Origin of the sequence: uncultured Paracoccus sp. (assembly GCF_937873615.1) — a bacterium.
GTDB lineage: Bacteria > Pseudomonadota > Alphaproteobacteria > Rhodobacterales > Rhodobacteraceae > Paracoccus.
In genome coordinates, this window is record NZ_CALMYP010000068.1 from 136887 (window position 1) to 153137 (window position 16251).

At 64.6% G+C, this 16251-nt stretch carries 14 protein-coding genes; 6 read left to right on the forward strand and 8 right to left on the reverse strand.

What is annotated here, in order from left to right; all coding sequences use genetic code 11:
• Positions 1–140: 140 nt before the first annotated feature.
• The 3 genes from Q0330_RS18500 to Q0330_RS18510 are packed head-to-tail and all read left to right on the forward strand — an operon-like array spanning position 141 to position 2774.
• The gene (locus Q0330_RS18500; protein WP_299483131.1) at positions 141–1169 is read left to right on the forward strand and encodes a GDP-mannose 4,6-dehydratase; all 1029 of its coding nucleotides are present in this window, start codon (positions 141–143) and stop codon (positions 1167–1169) included.
• On the forward strand, positions 1166–2125 hold the full coding sequence (locus tag Q0330_RS18505) for an ATP-grasp domain-containing protein (RefSeq protein ID WP_299483134.1): 960 nt from the start codon (positions 1166–1168) through the stop codon (positions 2123–2125). Before Q0330_RS18500 ends, Q0330_RS18505 begins: the two co-directional genes overlap by 4 nt.
• The gene (locus Q0330_RS18510) at positions 2106–2774 is read left to right on the forward strand and encodes an HAD family hydrolase (RefSeq protein ID WP_299483137.1); all 669 of its coding nucleotides are present in this window, start codon (positions 2106–2108) and stop codon (positions 2772–2774) included. The genes Q0330_RS18505 and Q0330_RS18510 overlap by 20 nt, the downstream gene beginning before the upstream one ends.
• Here Q0330_RS18510 and Q0330_RS18515 read toward each other — a convergent pair.
• From Q0330_RS18515 to Q0330_RS18550, 8 genes are all read right to left on the reverse strand, one after another.
• Positions 2744–3859 carry a glycosyltransferase gene (locus Q0330_RS18515; protein WP_299483140.1) on the reverse strand — a complete coding sequence of 372 codons (1116 nt, stop codon included), beginning with the start codon at positions 3857–3859 and terminating at the stop codon, positions 2744–2746. The genes Q0330_RS18510 and Q0330_RS18515 overlap by 31 nt on opposite strands.
• Before the next feature lie 10 nt (positions 3860–3869).
• Entirely contained in the window at positions 3870–4667 is a 798-nt protein-coding gene (locus Q0330_RS18520; RefSeq protein WP_299483143.1) for a glucose-1-phosphate cytidylyltransferase, read from the reverse strand.
• Positions 4668–4722: 55 nt separating this feature from the next.
• Positions 4723–5964 (reverse strand): glycosyltransferase family 4 protein, encoded by a 1242-nt coding sequence (locus tag Q0330_RS18525; RefSeq protein ID WP_299483146.1) that lies wholly within the window; start codon positions 5962–5964, stop codon positions 4723–4725.
• Positions 5961–7952 (reverse strand): nucleoside-diphosphate sugar epimerase/dehydratase, encoded by a 1992-nt coding sequence (locus Q0330_RS18530; protein ID WP_299483150.1) that lies wholly within the window; start codon positions 7950–7952, stop codon positions 5961–5963. The genes Q0330_RS18525 and Q0330_RS18530 overlap by 4 nt, the downstream gene beginning before the upstream one ends.
• 499 nt (positions 7953–8451) lie before the next feature.
• Positions 8452–9282, reverse strand: coding sequence for a sulfotransferase (locus Q0330_RS18535; protein ID WP_299483153.1), 831 nt, complete (start codon positions 9280–9282; stop codon positions 8452–8454).
• A 6-nt stretch (positions 9283–9288) separates the two neighbouring features.
• A complete protein-coding gene (locus tag Q0330_RS18540) occupies positions 9289–10500 on the reverse strand; it encodes a polysaccharide biosynthesis/export family protein (RefSeq protein WP_299483156.1) in 1212 nt (403 codons plus the stop codon).
• A gap of 2 nt (positions 10501–10502) precedes the next feature.
• Positions 10503–11855, reverse strand: coding sequence for a hypothetical protein (locus Q0330_RS18545; RefSeq protein ID WP_299483159.1), 1353 nt, complete (start codon positions 11853–11855; stop codon positions 10503–10505).
• 28 nt (positions 11856–11883) lie between these two features.
• The gene (locus Q0330_RS18550) at positions 11884–13704 is read right to left on the reverse strand and encodes a tyrosine-protein kinase family protein (RefSeq protein ID WP_299483162.1); all 1821 of its coding nucleotides are present in this window, start codon (positions 13702–13704) and stop codon (positions 11884–11886) included.
• A 337-nt stretch (positions 13705–14041) separates the two neighbouring features.
• Here Q0330_RS18550 and Q0330_RS18555 point away from each other — a divergent pair, with 337 nt between their 5' ends.
• The 3 genes from Q0330_RS18555 to Q0330_RS18565 are packed head-to-tail and all read left to right on the forward strand — an operon-like array spanning position 14042 to position 16250.
• Positions 14042–14659 carry a sugar transferase gene (locus tag Q0330_RS18555; RefSeq protein WP_299483231.1) on the forward strand — a complete coding sequence of 206 codons (618 nt, stop codon included), beginning with the start codon at positions 14042–14044 and terminating at the stop codon, positions 14657–14659.
• On the forward strand, positions 14656–15567 hold the full coding sequence (locus Q0330_RS18560) for a formyltransferase family protein (RefSeq protein WP_299483165.1): 912 nt from the start codon (positions 14656–14658) through the stop codon (positions 15565–15567). Before Q0330_RS18555 ends, Q0330_RS18560 begins: the two co-directional genes overlap by 4 nt.
• Complete coding sequence (locus Q0330_RS18565) at positions 15564–16250, forward strand: PIG-L deacetylase family protein (RefSeq protein WP_299483168.1); 687 nt, start codon at positions 15564–15566, stop codon at positions 16248–16250. The genes Q0330_RS18560 and Q0330_RS18565 overlap by 4 nt, the downstream gene beginning before the upstream one ends.
• Position 16251: the final 1 nt, after the last annotated feature.

The window sequence follows — 16251 nt, forward strand, 5'->3', positions numbered from 1 at the left end:
CGGGTCCTCACCTTACAATGCACCTTCCGGGCCGGCGACGGCAACCGGCCAAAGAGAAGATGCCGCCGGGCGAGACAAAGCGCCCGAGACCTGATTTTATGGGTCGGGCAAGGGCTGCCGGATAAAGGGTAAGGACGACTATGGGCGACACGATGCGGGTTCTGGTGACCGGGGCGGCCGGGTTCATCGGCTATCATCTTTCGGAACTGCTGCTGGCCGAGGGGCATGAGGTGATCGGCCTCGACAGTCATAACGATTATTACGACCCGGCGCTGAAAGCCGCGCGCGAGGCGCGCCTGACCGCAAATCCCCGCTATCGCGGCATTCGCGGCAAGGTCGAGGATCCGGGCCTGCTGATGGCGCTGTTCGCCGAACACAAACCCGAGGCGGTGGTGCATCTGGCCGCGCAGGCCGGCGTCCGCTACTCGATCGAGAATCCGCGCGCCTATGTCGAGGCCAATCTGATCGGCAGTTTCGAACTGCTGGAGGCCGCGCGGGCGCATAAGCCGAAGCATCTTCTCATGGCCTCGACCAGCTCGGTCTACGGGGCCAATACCGAGATGCCCTATCGCGAGACCGACAAGGTCGATACGCAGATGTCCTTCTATGCCGCGACCAAGAAGTCGAACGAGGCGATGGCGCATAGCTATGCGCATCTTTTCGATATTCCGACGACGATGTTCCGCTTCTTCACCGTCTATGGACCTTGGGGGCGCCCGGACATGGCGCCTTACCTGTTCACCTCGGCGATTTTCGAGGACCGGCCGATCAAGGTCTTCAATCATGGCGACATGCGGCGCGATTTCACCTATGTGACCGATCTTGTCCGCGCGATCAGGCTGCTGATCGACGCGGCGCCCGTGCGGCCCGCAAGCCCCGACCAGATCGCCGAAGGCGACAGCCTGTCGCCGGTGGCGCCCTGGCGGGTGGTCAATATCGGCAATGGCGAATCGGTGCAGCTGATGGATTTCATCGCCGCGATCGAGGCGGCCTCGAACCGCAAGGCAGTGAAGAACATGATGGACATGCAGCCTGGCGATGTGCCCGCGACCTGGGCCGACACGGCGCTTTTGCGGCGGCTGACCGGCTATGCGCCGAAAACCTCGGTTCGGGACGGGGTCCGGGCCTATGTGGATTGGTATCGCGACTATTACGGGATCGACGGATGACCGGGGGCGTCCCGGTCCTGATCTCCTCGGCCGGGCGGCGCGGCGCGCTCGTGCGCGCCTTTCAGCAGGTTCCGGGTGCGCGTGTCACCGTGCATGGCTGCGACCTGGCGCCGGATCTGTCAGCCGGGTGCCAGTTGGCCGATCACGCGCATCGGGTGCCGCGCTGCACCGATCCCGGCTTCATCGACCGGATCGAGGAAATCGTGCGCGACCATGCCATCCGCCTGATCGTGCCGACCATCGACACCGAGCTTGCCGCATATGCCGCTGCCGCCGAGCGGCTGGCGCAGGCGGGCGCCTATGTCCATGTCTCGCCGCCCGGCGTGATCGCCGCCGTCCGCGACAAGCTGCGCACCATGCAGCTTCTGGCTGGGGCCGGCGTGCCGGTCCCGCCAAGCTGCACCGAGGCTGAACTGCGCGCCGATCCCACCCGCCTCGACTGGCCGGTCTTCGGCAAGCCGGTCGGCGGCAGCGCCAGCCGGGGCCTTGGCACTTATCAGACCCCCGATCAGCTTCTGGCGGATTATCCCGAGCCGATGATGTTCCAGCCGGTGCTGTCGGGGCCGGAATATACCGTCAATATGTTCATCGACCGCGCCGGCACGCTGCGCACGGTGGTGCCGCATCTGCGCATCCAGACCCGCGCCGGCGAGGTCGAGAAGGGCCGGACCGAGCGTCGGGCCGATCTGCGCGCCCTGGCCGAGGGCATCCACCGCGCCCTGCCGCAGGCGCGCGGCGTCATGTGCTTTCAGGTCATGGACGATCCCCTGCGCGGTCCCTGCGTGATCGAGATCAACGCCCGTTTCGGCGGCGGCTATCCCCTTGCCCATCATGCCGGCGCGCGCTTCGCCGACTGGCTGGTGCAGGAGGCGAGGGGCCTGCCGCCTGCCGCCAATGACGATTGGCGCGCGGGCGTGACCATGCTGCGTTACGACGATGCCGTCTTCACCGGCTGACCGCATCGTCTTCGACCTCGACGACACGCTTTATCTGGAGCGTGACTTCGCCTTCAGCGGATTCAGCGCCGTGGGCGATGTCATTGCCGCCCGTCACGGCATACCGGGCTTTGCAGCCCTGTGCGGCGCCCTGTTCGACAGTCCGCATCGGCCCGCCATCTTCAACGAGGCGCTGCGTCGCTGCGGCCTGCAGGGGGTGCAATCCGTGCCCGAACTGGTCGCCATCTATCGCGGCCACAGCCCGCAGATCGCGCTTTGCCCGGATGCGGCGCGGTTCCTGCGGGGACGGGATGGCTTCGGGCTGATCACCGACGGGCCCGAGGCGATGCAGCGTGCCAAGATCGCGGCGCTCGGTCTTGCGGCTTTCCTCGATCAGGTGATTCCGACCGGGCAATGGGGGCCGGGCTTCGGCAAGCCGCATCCCCGCGCCTATGAGGCGATTGCCGATGCGGCGGGCGGGCGGCGCTGCGTCTATGTCGCCGATAATGGCGCGAAGGATTTCGTGACGCCGCGGCGCATGGGCTGGCTCTGCGTGCAGATCCTGCGGCCCGGGCGGGTCCATGACGGCAGCCCGCCCGATGCGGCACATGCCGCGCATGTCATCATCGACAGTTTCGATCAGCTCGATGCGGTGCTGGCCAGCGGCTGAGCGGCGCGGCCCTGCCGGGCGGCCTCGGCGATCAGCGCATCCCATTGCGCCATGATCCGCCCGGGCGCCAGCCTGTCGGCCATAAGCTGCGCCGATTGGCCAAGCCGCAGCCGAAGCGCCGGATCGCCGGCGATCCGCGCCATGGCCGCTGTCAGCGCCGGGATATCGCCATCAGGCACCAGCAGCCCGTTCTCGCCATCCCGGATCAGCTCGGCAATGCTGTAACGGCAGTCGAAACCGATGGCCGGCAGGCCGGAACAGGTGGCCTCGGCCAGCACATTGCTGAAACCTTCATAGCGCGAGGCGACCACCAGCACATCGCCCGCCCCCATCCAGTCCGAGGCCGAACCGGCGAGGCCGGCCAGCCGAATGCGCCCGGCCATGCCATGTGCCTCGATCCGGGCGTTCAGCGCCTGTTCCAGCGGGCCTTCGCCGAAGATATCGAGCCGCGCGGGCAGATCGGCGGGCAGGGTGGCGAATGCGTCGATCAGCCGGTCGAAACCCTTCTGCTCGACCAGCCGACCGACGGCCAGGAAGCGGCAATCCTCGGCGGGCGGGGCGGGGGCGAAGGCCACGGGCCGACAGGGATTGGGGATGATATGGGCGCGGTCGCGCTGCCGGGGCAAAAGGTCGGCGGCGGCATCTGCGGTCTGCATGGCGATACCCGCCGCGCGCGGCATCAGTCGGCGCTGCAAGCGGCGCCAGACGCGCGAGGATTGCGCCGCCGGGTTGTTGCGTTCCGAGATCACCACCGGAATCCCGGTTCCGGTCGCGGCGATCAGGGTCATGCAATTGACCTTGGTCAGGAAGCTGACGATCAGGTCGGGCCGCAATTGCCGGATCAGACGCGCCAGTGCCAGCGCCCGGCGCGGCTGCATGAGCGGGCCGCCACGGGCCCGTGCGCCTGCGGCCAGCAGATGCAGCCGCACGCCATCGGGATAGGGAAAGAACGAGCCGCCCTCGGGCATGACCATGCCGGCGACATGGACCTCGTCCCCCTTGGCGTGGCGATGCGCGGCAAGGGCGGCCATGACCTTCTCGGCCCCGCCGGCATGAAAGCCGGCCTGTATCATCAGGATCCGCATCCCGGCCCGTCTATTCCGCCGCCTTGACGACCGGGCGGCTGTCGAATTGCAGCCAGGGCGGCGTCTGTGCGGTGCAGTGGCGCGACAGGAAGCGGCGGTCCCGGATCGTGTCCATCGGATGCCAGAAGCCGTAATGGCGGAAAGCCATCAATTCGCCGTCCTGGGCAAGCTGCGCCAGGGGCGCGCCCTCCAGCGGTTCCTGATCGTCGACGAGATAGTCGAAGACCGTTGGCTCGAAGACGAAGAAGCCGCCATTGATCCAGCTGTCCTCGCCGCGCAGGGTGCCGGTCAGGGCGGTGACGCGGCAGTTCAGCAGTTCCAGCCCGCCCAAGCGCGCCTGCGGGCGCACAGCGGTGACGCTGGCCAGCTTGCCATGTTCGCGATGGAAATCCAGCAGTGCCCCGATATCGACATTTCCCAACCCGTCGGCATAGGCGACCATGAAGGTCTCGTCGCCGATCCAGTCGCGCAACAGCCGCACCCGCCCGCTATCCGAAGTATAGGCACCGGTATCGACGACCGCGACCTCCCATCCGGCGCCATGCGAGGGGCGCAGCTTGATCTTGCCGGTATCCAGTGTGATCCGGATGTCATTAGCCATCAGGTGATAATTGGCGAAGAACTGCTTGATCGTCACCGACTGATGACCGGTCGCAACGATGAAATCGCTATGGCCGAAGCGGCTGTAGATCTCCATCACCCGGGTCAGGATCGGGCGGCCGCCGATATCGACCATCGCCTTCGGAATGGTGCTGGCTTCCTCCGCTGGCAGGGTATCGTTCCCCCCCGCGAGCAGGATCGTCTTCATGGTCTATCCTTTCCAGTTCGGCGGCCGGGCGGCCCGGCATGGTTACGCTCTCGGGTCATGCCGCGACCACGGAGGCGGGCGGGAGGTCAGGTGTCAGGACCGACGGCGCATCGCCTTCCAGCCCCATTTCGGTCAGCAGCAGCCTGTTGACCAGATGCACGTCATTGCGCTTGCAGACGCGGGCGCGGGCCTGCGCACCCATCCTCGCCGCCAGTTCGGGATGATCGAGGAAACGGCGCATCGCCGCAGCGAGCGCCCCCACATCGCCCATGGGCACCACCAACCCGCCTTCGCCATCGCCCACGGTTTCGCCGCATCCGGGTGCGTCGGTGGTGATGACGGCGCGGCCGCTGGACATGGCTTCGAGGATGGTGCGCGGCACCCCTTCGCGCAGGCGCGTCGGCAGGACCAGCACATGTGCCGCCGCCAGATAGGGCCGGACGTCGCGGGTGGCCCCGCGCCAGATCGCGTCGCCGGCATCGTTCCAGGCCCGCAAAGTTTCGGTGTCGATGGCATCGGGATTGCTGTCGGTCGGTCCCAGCAGGTCCAGCCGGAACTCGCGACCCTCGCGGCGCAGGGCACGGGCGGCCTCGATCAGGTCTTCGAGCCCCTTGCTTCGCAGCATCCGGGCGACGAACAGAAAGACCGGCACACCGTCGGGCAGGGGGGCGGGCGCGAAGCGCTCGGTATCGGCGCCAGAGCCGGGCACCGGCACCATGCGCGCGCTGTCGGGGATCATGCCGAAGCGGCGCAGGTCAGCCAGATCGGCATCGTTATAGTAGAAGCCCAGCTGGATCATGCCGAGAGCATGGCGATGCAGCCCGATGGCGATGCGGCGGATCAGGCGGCGCTTGCCGGTCGGATGGGCCTCGGAAAAGGCATAGCCGAGACCGGTGAACAGTGGATGGCAGCGGATATTGCCCTCCAGCCGGGCGGCCAGACTGCCCCAGACGATCGGCTTCATCGTATAGGGCAGGATCCGGTCGGGGCGGCGGTCGCGGATCAGCTTGCGCAGCGCCCGAAGGGTTTGCAGATCGTTGACAGGATTCAGCCCGGTGCGCTGCATCGGCACGGTCAGCGGCTCGATCCCGACGGCGCGCAGGGCGGTTTCGGTCTCGGTGTCGAAATCCGGGGCAGCGGCCAGAACGCGATGGCCGTTGGCGATCATGCGGCGCATCAGGTCCAGCCGGAAGTTCACCAGCGACCACGCCAGACCGGCAATGACAAGAACCGTCAACCGCTGCTGCGTCCGTGCCTTGCTGTCGGCACCGAGCGCGACCTCGTTGCCTGGCATCATGCGAGGGCCTTCCCTTTTCGCCCTGCTGTGGGATGCAGGACCTGCGGTTGACGCTTCGGTAGTGGGAAGGGGTGCACGGTCAGGTCGCCGTCGCCGATGACGCCCGCCCGACGCGGGGTCGGCCGGTTGATCGCGGCATTGACGGCAGCTTCGGCGGCGGGGCGAGGCTCGGCAAAGCCCGGCACCAGTTCGGCCAGCCCTTTGCGCACGGCACCCGCATCGCCGCAGCGGGCCGAGTTTTCCAGCCGCAGAAGTGCGGCGCGCAGGCGCGGGATCGGCACCGGATGCGGGATCGCGCAGGTCACCCCGGCGAAACCCGCCGGCTGGATCACCTCGTCACGGTCGAAAAGTTCCTCGAACAGCTTCTCGCCGGGGCGGATGCCGATGAACTCGATCCCGATATCCTCGCCCGGCACCTTGCCGGCCATGCGGATCATGCGTTCGGCCATGTCGACGATGCGCACCGGCTGGCCCATGTCCAGAACGAAGATGCGGCCATTGTCGTCCTTCGCCCGCAAGCCCTGCGCGGCGGCGACGAGCGTCAGCTCGACCGCCTCGCGGATGGTCATGAAATAGCGCTCCATGTCCGGGTGGGTGATGGTCAGCGGGCCGCCGCGCGCGATCTGTTCCTGAAACAGCGGAATGAGCGAGCCGGAGGAGCCCAGCACATTGCCGAAGCGCACGGCGAAGAAGCGCGTTTCGCAGCCGAGGTCGCGGGTGATGAGATCCTGCGCCTGGCAATAGAACTCGGCCACGCGCTTGGTTGCGCCCATGATATTGGTCGTGTTCACCGCCTTGTCGGTCGAGACCTGCACGAAGGCCTTCACCCCGACCGACCGCGCGGCGTCACAGACATTGCGGGTGCCGATGACATTGGTCAGCACGCCTTCGCAGGGGTTGGCCTCGACCAGCGGCACATGTTTCAGGGCTGCGGCGTTGAAGACCATGTCGGGGCGGTGTGCCTCGAAGATCGCTTCCAGATGAACGCGGTCGCGGATGCAGCAAAGATGCAGCTTGCGCGGCACGTCCGGGAAATGACGCGCCAGCAGACGGTCGACCTGATAGGCGTTCAGCTCGCAATTCTCGATCAGCACCAGTTCGGCCGGGTCGAGAGAGGCCAGCTGGCGCACCAGCTCACTTCCGATCGAGCCGCCGGCCCCGGTGACCAGCACCCGCTGGCCGCGATAGGTGTCGCGCAGAAGCTGCAGCTCGACGGATTTCTGCGGCCGGGTCAGCACGTCGTCCGGGTCGATGACCGTCGGCGTATTGGCGGCAAGCCCGGCGGGCTGATGTTCGGTCAGATTGGGCAGCGAGCGGACCTTGATCCCCTGCGCCTCGGCCCAGTTGCGCAACGCGGTGATGCCCTGACTGTCGAAATTTGTCACCGTTTCAGTCAGCAGAAGCATTCGAGGCAGCCGACCGGAAGACATCAGCCGGTCAATGATGGGACGCGGTTCGCGGATCGAGCCAAGGATCGGCACCGAGTGGAACAACAGGTCGGTGCTGTCCATTGAATCGTCGATGATGCCGATCACCTCATAGGGTGACAGGCCCTGGTGCACGGCGCGCAGGAACAGGTCGCTGGTGGCGCCAAGCCCGACCAGAACGACAGGAGCGGTTTCCTGTGCCGCTGTCTTGCCGCGATTGCGGCGCGACATTTCCCGCTTCAGCGCAAGGCCCCGCGTGCTGGCAAAGCCCGTGAGCAGCAGCAGAAGCATGATCGGATAGATTGTCAGCGGGAAGACGGTTTGCAGGCCCGAGGCCCTTGCGGCGAGACCAAAGCTCAGCACCGCTATGGCGATTGTCGGTGCCATCGCAAACAGGCCCAGAATCGTCGTTGAGTGACGATGTCTGCGATACAGGCCCGCAGCAATGAGGATTGGCATCACGATCAGCAGCGCAAGCAGCAGGGATGGCAGAATTTCGCCCTGCCAGACGGCTGTGGGCGTGGCCCCCGACGCCAGGACAGTTGCGATGACACCGGACAAGGCGACCACCAGCGAATCTGCAATGACCAGTTTTCGATTCGCGCGGATCTCTGTTTTGAAAAGGCAGACTTTCTGGTAGGCGCGTTCAGGCCGACGCCAAAACTCACTATTGACATGCATCATCATTAAAAACACCCATTACGGCGCCGGGAGATGACCAACGTTTCCCAGAACCAGCACTGCATCTCCCCACACCAATGATCGCACGCCTGACCGAAAGGCGACCCGTTGGATCAAATGGGTAGAAAAAATAACATTAGTTAATGGTTGATACTTTAGCCAAACGCCGCTTGACGCCGGGAAGCGGCAGGCATGACTGACTTTTAAGCCGATTCCTATGGGCATCCATTCAATGCAATTCAACTGATAAGAGAATGTTAAGTAATGCGTTCAAGCCGGTAGCAAGATTGTTTGCGTGTTCAACGAGATTCAACAGGCGTTAAATTTGCGGCGACGAATCGCTCAGCAATGAAGCCCCCCATACATTATTGTTGACAAATCAGATCTGCTTCGATTGCCAGGCGGTGAAATCCACACCTGTCAGCTTTTGCAAGGCATCGATCTGTGGCGCATAGAACTCCGCAACTGCGTTTCGCAGATCCGTGTCGAATTCGGGATAGGTTTCAGGTCGCGCGACCAGGCCCCGAAGCCAACGCATCGGTGTGGTCTTGCGAACCGGGTCCAGCAAGGGCCGAAACGGGCGGAGCAATCGGCGCAGGGGGCGTGGAACTGTGGCGGTCCGGGCGTCCTTCACCCGTCCTGACAGAGGTGGTGCCAGCCTGTCCGTCAGTCCCAGATGGCCGGCAAAACGGTCAAGCTGGGTCTGCGGTGCGGTCAGGATGTCCTCGTATCGCAAGAGCAGGATCTGTTCCGGTGCGAAGGACTCGTAGAAACGGCTCAGGTGCTGCGCATAGCATCCATCGGAAAGAAAGCGTTCGGTGCTGGCATGGCGCGGATGCAGGTGGCGGGCAATGTCGCGGTCAACCGATCCGCGCCGCAGAAGCATCATGTAATCGGAATAGGCGCGGGCGACCGGATCGCGCAGCTGGAAGATAAGGCGAACCTCTGGGAGATGCCGGCGAATGCGCCCGGCGGCGGCGGGTTCCGTGAGGTAGCTGTTTGATTTTTCGCCCAGCAATACCCCGGGGCCAGCGGGACCCAGTTCTGCCAGATAGGCACCGATCCCTTCCTCGTAGCGGCGAGAGAAGAAGTGCGGCTCATGGCTGGGCATCGAAACGCGCGGCGATTGCATCAGTGATTGCTGCAACCAGGTGGTTGCCGATTTCGCGGCACCGGCAATGATGAAATCGGGAAGATGGCCTTCTGTCATGGCGCTTCAGTCAGGCGCGTTGTCAGATGGTGGATCGCGCGGGATCGCTATGTCCAGCGTGTCGCCGGGGCGCAGTGGCGCGTCGGGGTCGACGGGTTGTGTCATTCCTGCCCGGGTGACGTGGAAACCGGGCTGCGCGCGCGCGGGTTCGTCGGTTTCGACATTGAAGGCCAGTTCGGCCCGAAGTTGCTGCCGGGCGGTTTCCGCGCGAATGCGCGCGGCGGGGATCGCCGCCTCAAGCTCGGTCAGGCGGCGCAGGCGTTCGGCGATGGCATCGGCGGTGATCGTATCGCTGTCCCGCGTTGCCTGATTAAGTTGCGTATCCAGCAGCAACAGGGCGGTCTCAAGCTCCAGCCGCTTGGTTTCCAGATCGGTCAGCGCCGTTTCCAGAGAGGTGACGCGGGCATTCACCGCCAGCCCGCGTTCGTTCAAAGAGGTCATGCCGGCCAGTTCCTCTCGGGTCGAGGCGATTTGCTGGTCGCGCAGTTCCAGTTGCTTGTTCAGCCGCAGGGCCTTTTCTTCCAGCATGACGCGCAGGCTGTCATAACTGTCGATGCGAACCTGCCGGGCTGTGCGATCAGCCGTCTGAAGCTGCGTCTGGGTCGTGTCGTCGGGGGAGGCGTCGGATCCCACCTGCCCGCTCAGTTCTGCCAACTCGCTCTGAATCCGCGACTCTTCGATCTGCAGGGAACGCAGGGCCTGTTCGGCGGCGGCAAGCTCTCCGGTCAGGGCGATCATCTGGGCCGGGCCACGGGCGGCGGGGCCGCGAAACAGCCCCCCGGCCAGCGACATGGCCTGCCGCGCGGTCAGGCCGGGGCGATAGGCGACGGCGCCTTGATTGGTTACATCGCCCAAAACATAGACCGGCAGGCTTGCCACCAGTTCGACCGAAAGCTGCGGCGCGTCATCCAACCCGGCGCGCAACCGCAGGAGGTTTGCAATCTCTGCGCGCAGCTGGGACTGGGTCAGCCCGACGGCCTGCAGGCTGCCGGCCAGCGGCAGCTGCAACTCTCCCTCGGGGCTGATGGTATATTCGCCCGACAGGCCTTGCCATGCCGTGGGGTTATTGGCCTGAAAGTCCCAGGTCAGCACACGGATCATCAACCGGTCCTGTGGGTGAAGTTCGTAGGGCTCCGCCCTTGCGGCAACAGGCAGCGTCAGCGACATGGCCAGCAGGACGCCGTTCACATTGTGCCAGATTGCAGGCTGCCGGCGCATGGTCATAGGTCCCCTGCGAGTTCTGCCAGCCAGGTCTCGATCTCGGACAGCCCATCGCCATCGCCGTCTTGCCAGGGATCATCGGCGCGGCCCGGGTCAAGGGCGGGCCGGCCGGCTTCCCATTCATCGGGCAAAAGGTCGCCATCGCTGTCGGGCAGGGCCGACGCGGCCGCGATATCGGTCCACCCGTCAATATCCGAGGGGCGGTTGATGACTTTGCCACTGCAGTTCGCCAGATCGTCCAGCACCCGCTGATCCAGGCGATCCCGATGCGCGCCGCCGGGCAGCGCGTCGCCAAGCGATTCCGGCAGTTCGCCCAGCAGGTCGGCCACGGGCCGCGGGGTCACGGTCAGCGCAATTGGCTGCGCGCTTTGCAGCGATTCCGCGATGGGGTCGAGCACGGGAATACTGTCGCCCCCCCCGCAGGTGCGGGCGGCGTTCCCCTCGGCTGCGATGGCGATATCGCTGCCCGGCACGCGGTCGAACAGCTCCACCGCTGCGGCGGCGCGGGCATTTGTCGATGGGCCAGCAAGTGCCAGATTGCCGACATAGGCGATGCGGGCATCGCCCAGAAGGTCGTAAAATTCGCCGAACTGGCTGATCGGATTATAGAATATGTTGTTGACGATCTCGACCGGGCCGAGGCTGGTCGCCTTGACGTCGGGGTTGCGGTCTCGGTGATGGGCAAAGAGATTGCGGATCAAGCTGATCCGCCCGCATTCGTTTTCGCTCGGCTCGCCGGTGTCGGAACAGATCAATGCCCCCTTGGAGTGCTTGCCATCCGGATGGTTCGAGCGGTCGAGACTATAGGCCAGGATGCTGTCGGCCAATGTGATATCGGATGCCACCGCGCGTGAGACGTGAACGGCGAAGGTCTCGTCGCTGGCGAACATCAGCGACAGGTTGCCCAGATAAACGCGGGTGGAGTTCTCGACCGTCAGCGCGTCGATGGTCGAGGATTTCCGCCGCGATGGGCCGGGTCGAAGTTTGAGAAAGCGCACCACGACATCGCTCGCGTCCTTGACGATCAGCGGGCTGTGGGTGGATTCGTTGTTGCGGATCTGGATGCCGTCGCCCGGTGCCGTTTGTCCTGCGATATAAACGCTCGACTGCACCATGATCGGCTCGCGCAGGCGGATGGTGCCAGCCACGCGGAAGATGCAGACACGGGGGCCTGCGCGCTCGGCACAATCGCGCAGGCTGCCGGGGCCGTCAGCGGCCAGACTTGTGACCGCGATCAGTGTCCCGCCGCGCCAGCCCGTCGCGCCTGCGCCATAACCCTCTGCCCCCGGAAAGGCGAGTTCGGAGGCCGATGATGTTGCCGCAACAGCGAAAACGCCGGCTGCGCTGGCCATAAGACCGGCACACCCAAGATTGCGCCAATCAGTAATAGGCATAACTGCCACCGAGGTTGAGCTGGCGATAGCGGCGCGGCTCGATGTCGTTGACCACGGTGCCGCCAACCGAAACGCCGCTGTCATCCAGCCGCTCGGCCCCCTGCCGCAGGGCATTTTCCGGGGTCTTGCCGGCACGAAGAACGATCAGCGTCGAATCCGCCAGCGTGCCCAGCCGGGCCGCATCCGACAGCCCCAGTGCGGGCGGCGTATCGATAATGATCAGCTCGTAACGCGAGTGTAGCAGGGGCAGAATGCGCTGACGGAAATTGCTGACATTGCTCGGGGTCAGGCGGGTCCGCTGATCGAAGCAGATGAAGTCGAACCCGCAGTCCGGGTTGATTTCCATCAGCGCATCCGCAACCGATAGCTTTCCAGTGGTCATGTCCTCCAGAGAGCGCCGATCACCCCGCGCACCGACGATGCGGCTTGATCCGGTGCGCCTTGTGTCGAAATCGATCAGCAGGACAGACATGGAATCTCGCGCGGCAATGGCCGCAAGACAGGATGCCACCGTGGACTTGCCCTCATGCGGCAGGGCAGAGGTGATCATCACGACTCGCGGCATCTCATCCCTGGCCTGCTGGCCGGCCCAGACCGTCAGCAGCGACCGCATCGCCTCGGCGAAGTCCGAACGCGGGAACTTGTTCACGAAGGCGATGGGGTTGAGACGCCGCATCAGGCCGCGCCGCGGCATGCGCGGCAGGTTTCCAAGATTGGGAAGCTGGCTGACATGGGTTGCCTGCGCGCCGTTCCAGATCTGCCGGTTGAGCGTGCTGCGCAGCAAGGCCAGAATGAAACCGAGGATCAGCCCGGCAGGCAGCGCCATCGCCATGGTGGTCGGGATATTGGGACGAAATGGCTCCAGCGGGACTTCGGCAACCGTGATCTGGCGGGCATCGGCGTCGACCTGATCGAGCTGCGGCTCCAACAGGTTCAACCGCTCGACCGCAGTTTCATAGCGGGTGTTCATCAGCTCGATGCTCAGGTTGCGGCGGGCCAGTTGCAGCTCATGCAGGGTCCGCGCCGCAAGCTGCGTGTCCAGTTCGTCCAACTCGGCCTGAAGGCGCTGACGCTCTGCCGTGCCATTTTCGTTGCGACTGTCCATCACCTCGATGACCGAGGCGGTATGCGACCGTTCGCGCCTGAGCCGCGCCGCCAAGTCCGGATCGTCCAACTGGTTGTCGCGGATGAAGGACGCCAGATCGACCTGCGCCTGGGTCAACTCCTCGCCGATGGAATCGATCTGGTCGGTCAGATAGCTGAGCGAGCGCTCGATACCCGCCGTTTGGTTGGCGATCGAGGAATTCACGAAGGCCTTGATGACGGCATTGGCGATGTCCGCCGCACGTTCGGGAGATGTCGATTCGGCAATCACGGCAATGACCAGACTTTCGCCCGAACGCTCCAGCCGGTAGGAGCTCAGCACCTTGTCCACAACCGCGCGTTTCCGTTTGGGGCTGTCTATGGCAGGCCCCCCCTCGCTCGCGGGCAGGAAGGCCGGGTCCTGGAACAGGTCCAGACCCGCCGCGATACGTTCGGCAAAATCGCGCGAGCGCAGACGGTCCAACTCGGTCTCGACCCGGGCGCGGGTCAGATCGTAAACCTCCATCTGGGTGTTGATCTGGCTGATCCGAACCTCTGACGTGGTCAGCGCCATCGCCGATTCCGCGCGATAGACCGGCGTCTGCCGCGAGAGGTAGGCATAGGTCGCGCCCATGACCGAGGCGACCATAACCAGGATCAGCCAGAAGTTGCGGCGCAACAGTTGGACGAACTCTTCGCTGTCCAGCCTTTCGGTGCGGGACACGCCGTGTCGACGACTCGTTCTGGGGGGGCGGGCTGGACTGTTCATGACCTGTTTGCCCAACCTATTAGCAATGTACCGCCGCCGCAAAATTCCAGCGCGATTATTTCAACCTGATACGCAATCCTTGATTGAGTCATGATTGGATTATGATCCAGAAACCGCTTACACGAATATAAGACTATTGTAGAATTTGAATATTTCAAATCAAATCTTGAAATGAATCATTTCATGCCGCAACATGGATAAATTGCTGTCCCAATAAATGTAATATCATATAATTTCTAGTCGGGTCAGCAGGTTAGGCCATCGGTGTCGCTGGTATTGACGGGTGGAAATCGTGTTGCGTTATCAGGAAGTTCCATTAGCTGCGCTACTTATTTCGGCATCTCTGCCTATTCAGCTTTTGGTTGCGATTTTAGTCTTCCTGCAACTCAGATCCCCCTTGATGTTTCGCCAAAGAAGGGCGGGACTGAATGGGCGAGAGATCGTAATCGGCAAATTTCGCACAATGAACGACCTGCGCGATTCGCATGGAGAACTGCTGCCCGACGACCAACGTCAGACGAAAATGACGCGGCTGATCAGGCGATTGCGCCTTGATGAGCTGCCGCAGCTTTGGCCAGTGTTGACCGGGCAGATGGCGCTTGTCGGGCCGCGCCCGCTTTTGCCGCAGACGCTGGCGGATTTCGGCGAGCTGGGCGTGCTGCGCAACTCGATCCGGCCGGGGCTGACCGGCTGGGCGCAGGTGAATGGCAATACCCGGCTCAGCAACAGCGAAAAGCTGGCCATGGACCTGTGGTATGTCACCCATCGCAGCTTCTGGCTGGACATGCGCGTGCTGGCCGAGACCTTTCTGGTGCCCCTGCGCGGCGAGATCCGGGATGACGGTCGTCTGCGCCTGGCCACCGACTGGGCGCGGGCCGAATTCGGCTCAGCCATCGAGGTGGCGGCATGAAGACAGCGTTCATCGGGGCGGTGGAAGGCTCTGCCGTGGCGCTCAGGGCACTGTGCGAGGCTGGTCTCGGGCCGGATCTGGTGGTGACTCTGCCGCTTGAGAAGGCCGCCAATCATTCAGATTTCGCCGATCTCGGGCCAATTTCGGAAGCGCATGGGCTGAACCTGATGCGGGTCGCGCGCAGCGACGATCCGGGCCTGATGGCGGCGCTGGACCGGTTGGCGCCGGATCTGATCCTGATCATCGGCTGGTCGCAGCTTGTCGGCCCCGAGTTGCTGACGCTGCCCCGAATCGGGGTGCTGGGCTTTCACCCCTCGCCCTTGCCGAAGATGCGTGGGCGCGCGGTGATTCCCTGGCAGATCCTGACCGCGCAGAAACAGGGCGGTGCCACGCTGTTCTGGGTCGCAGAGGGGGTCGATGACGGCGATATCGCGGCGCAGGCGGTTTTCGAGATCGACCCTGACAGCATCGACGCGCGCGGGCTTTACGACCGTGCCGTGGCCGAGATGGCGCGGATGCTGCCGCCGCTTCTGGCCGAACTCGCTGCCGGCAGGCGTCCTGCGCGGGTGCAGGACGATGCGCAGGCGACCATATGCGCCCGCCGCCGCCCCGAGGATGGCGAGATCGACTGGACCCGTCCGGGGGCTGAAATCGCGCGCCTGATCCGCGCCGTTGGCCCGCCCTATCCCGGCGCCTCGACGCGAGACGCGAAAGGCACGGTGGTGACCGTGACCGCCGCCCGCCTGTCCCCGCAGGAGGGTCGCTTCATCGGCATCCCCGGACAGGTGCAGCAGGTCGACGGAGAGGTCGTGACGGTGATGTGCGGCGACGGGCGCTGCCTCGATCTGACCGGCTGGAGCGGCCCTGACCGCCTGCCGCGCCACAGCATGCTGGGGAGGGGGGTATGACCGACCAATTGCAGAATTACGGCCCGGTGCTGGTCATAGCCCCGCATCCCGATGACGAGGTGCTGGGCGTGGGTGGCACCATGGCCCGGCTGTCCGATGCCGGGGCCGAGGTCCATGTCGCCATCGTCACCAGCGGCCGCGCCCCGCGCTTCCCGGCCGAGCAGGTGGCGCAGGTCCGCGCCGAGGCCGCCGCCGCCCACAGGGTTCTGGGGGTGACGGCGACGCATTACCTCGACTGCCCGGCGGCGGAACTGGGGGAATATGCGCATAGCGAGCTCAACCGGGTGATTTCCGATGTCGTCCTTCAGGTCGATGCGCGCACCGTCTTCGCCCCGCATCCGGGCGATATCCATCTGGATCATCAGTTGAGCTTCCTTTCGGCGCTCGTTGCCGCAAGGCCGCATCAGCCCGCCTATCCGACCCGCATCTTCGCCTATGAGACGTTGTCGGAGACGAACTGGAACGCGCCCTATCTGACGCCGGGATTCCTGCCCAACCTGTTCATCGACATCTCGGAAACCCTGCAACGCAAGCTGGATGCCTTCGCCTGTTTCGAAAGCCAGCAGAAGGCGCCGCCGCATGAACGCTCGGTCGCCACGCTGACGGCGCTTGCGACGCTGCGCGGGGCGACCGTGCATCGCCCGGCGGCTGAGGGTTTCGTCACCATCCGGATCGTGGAGTAGC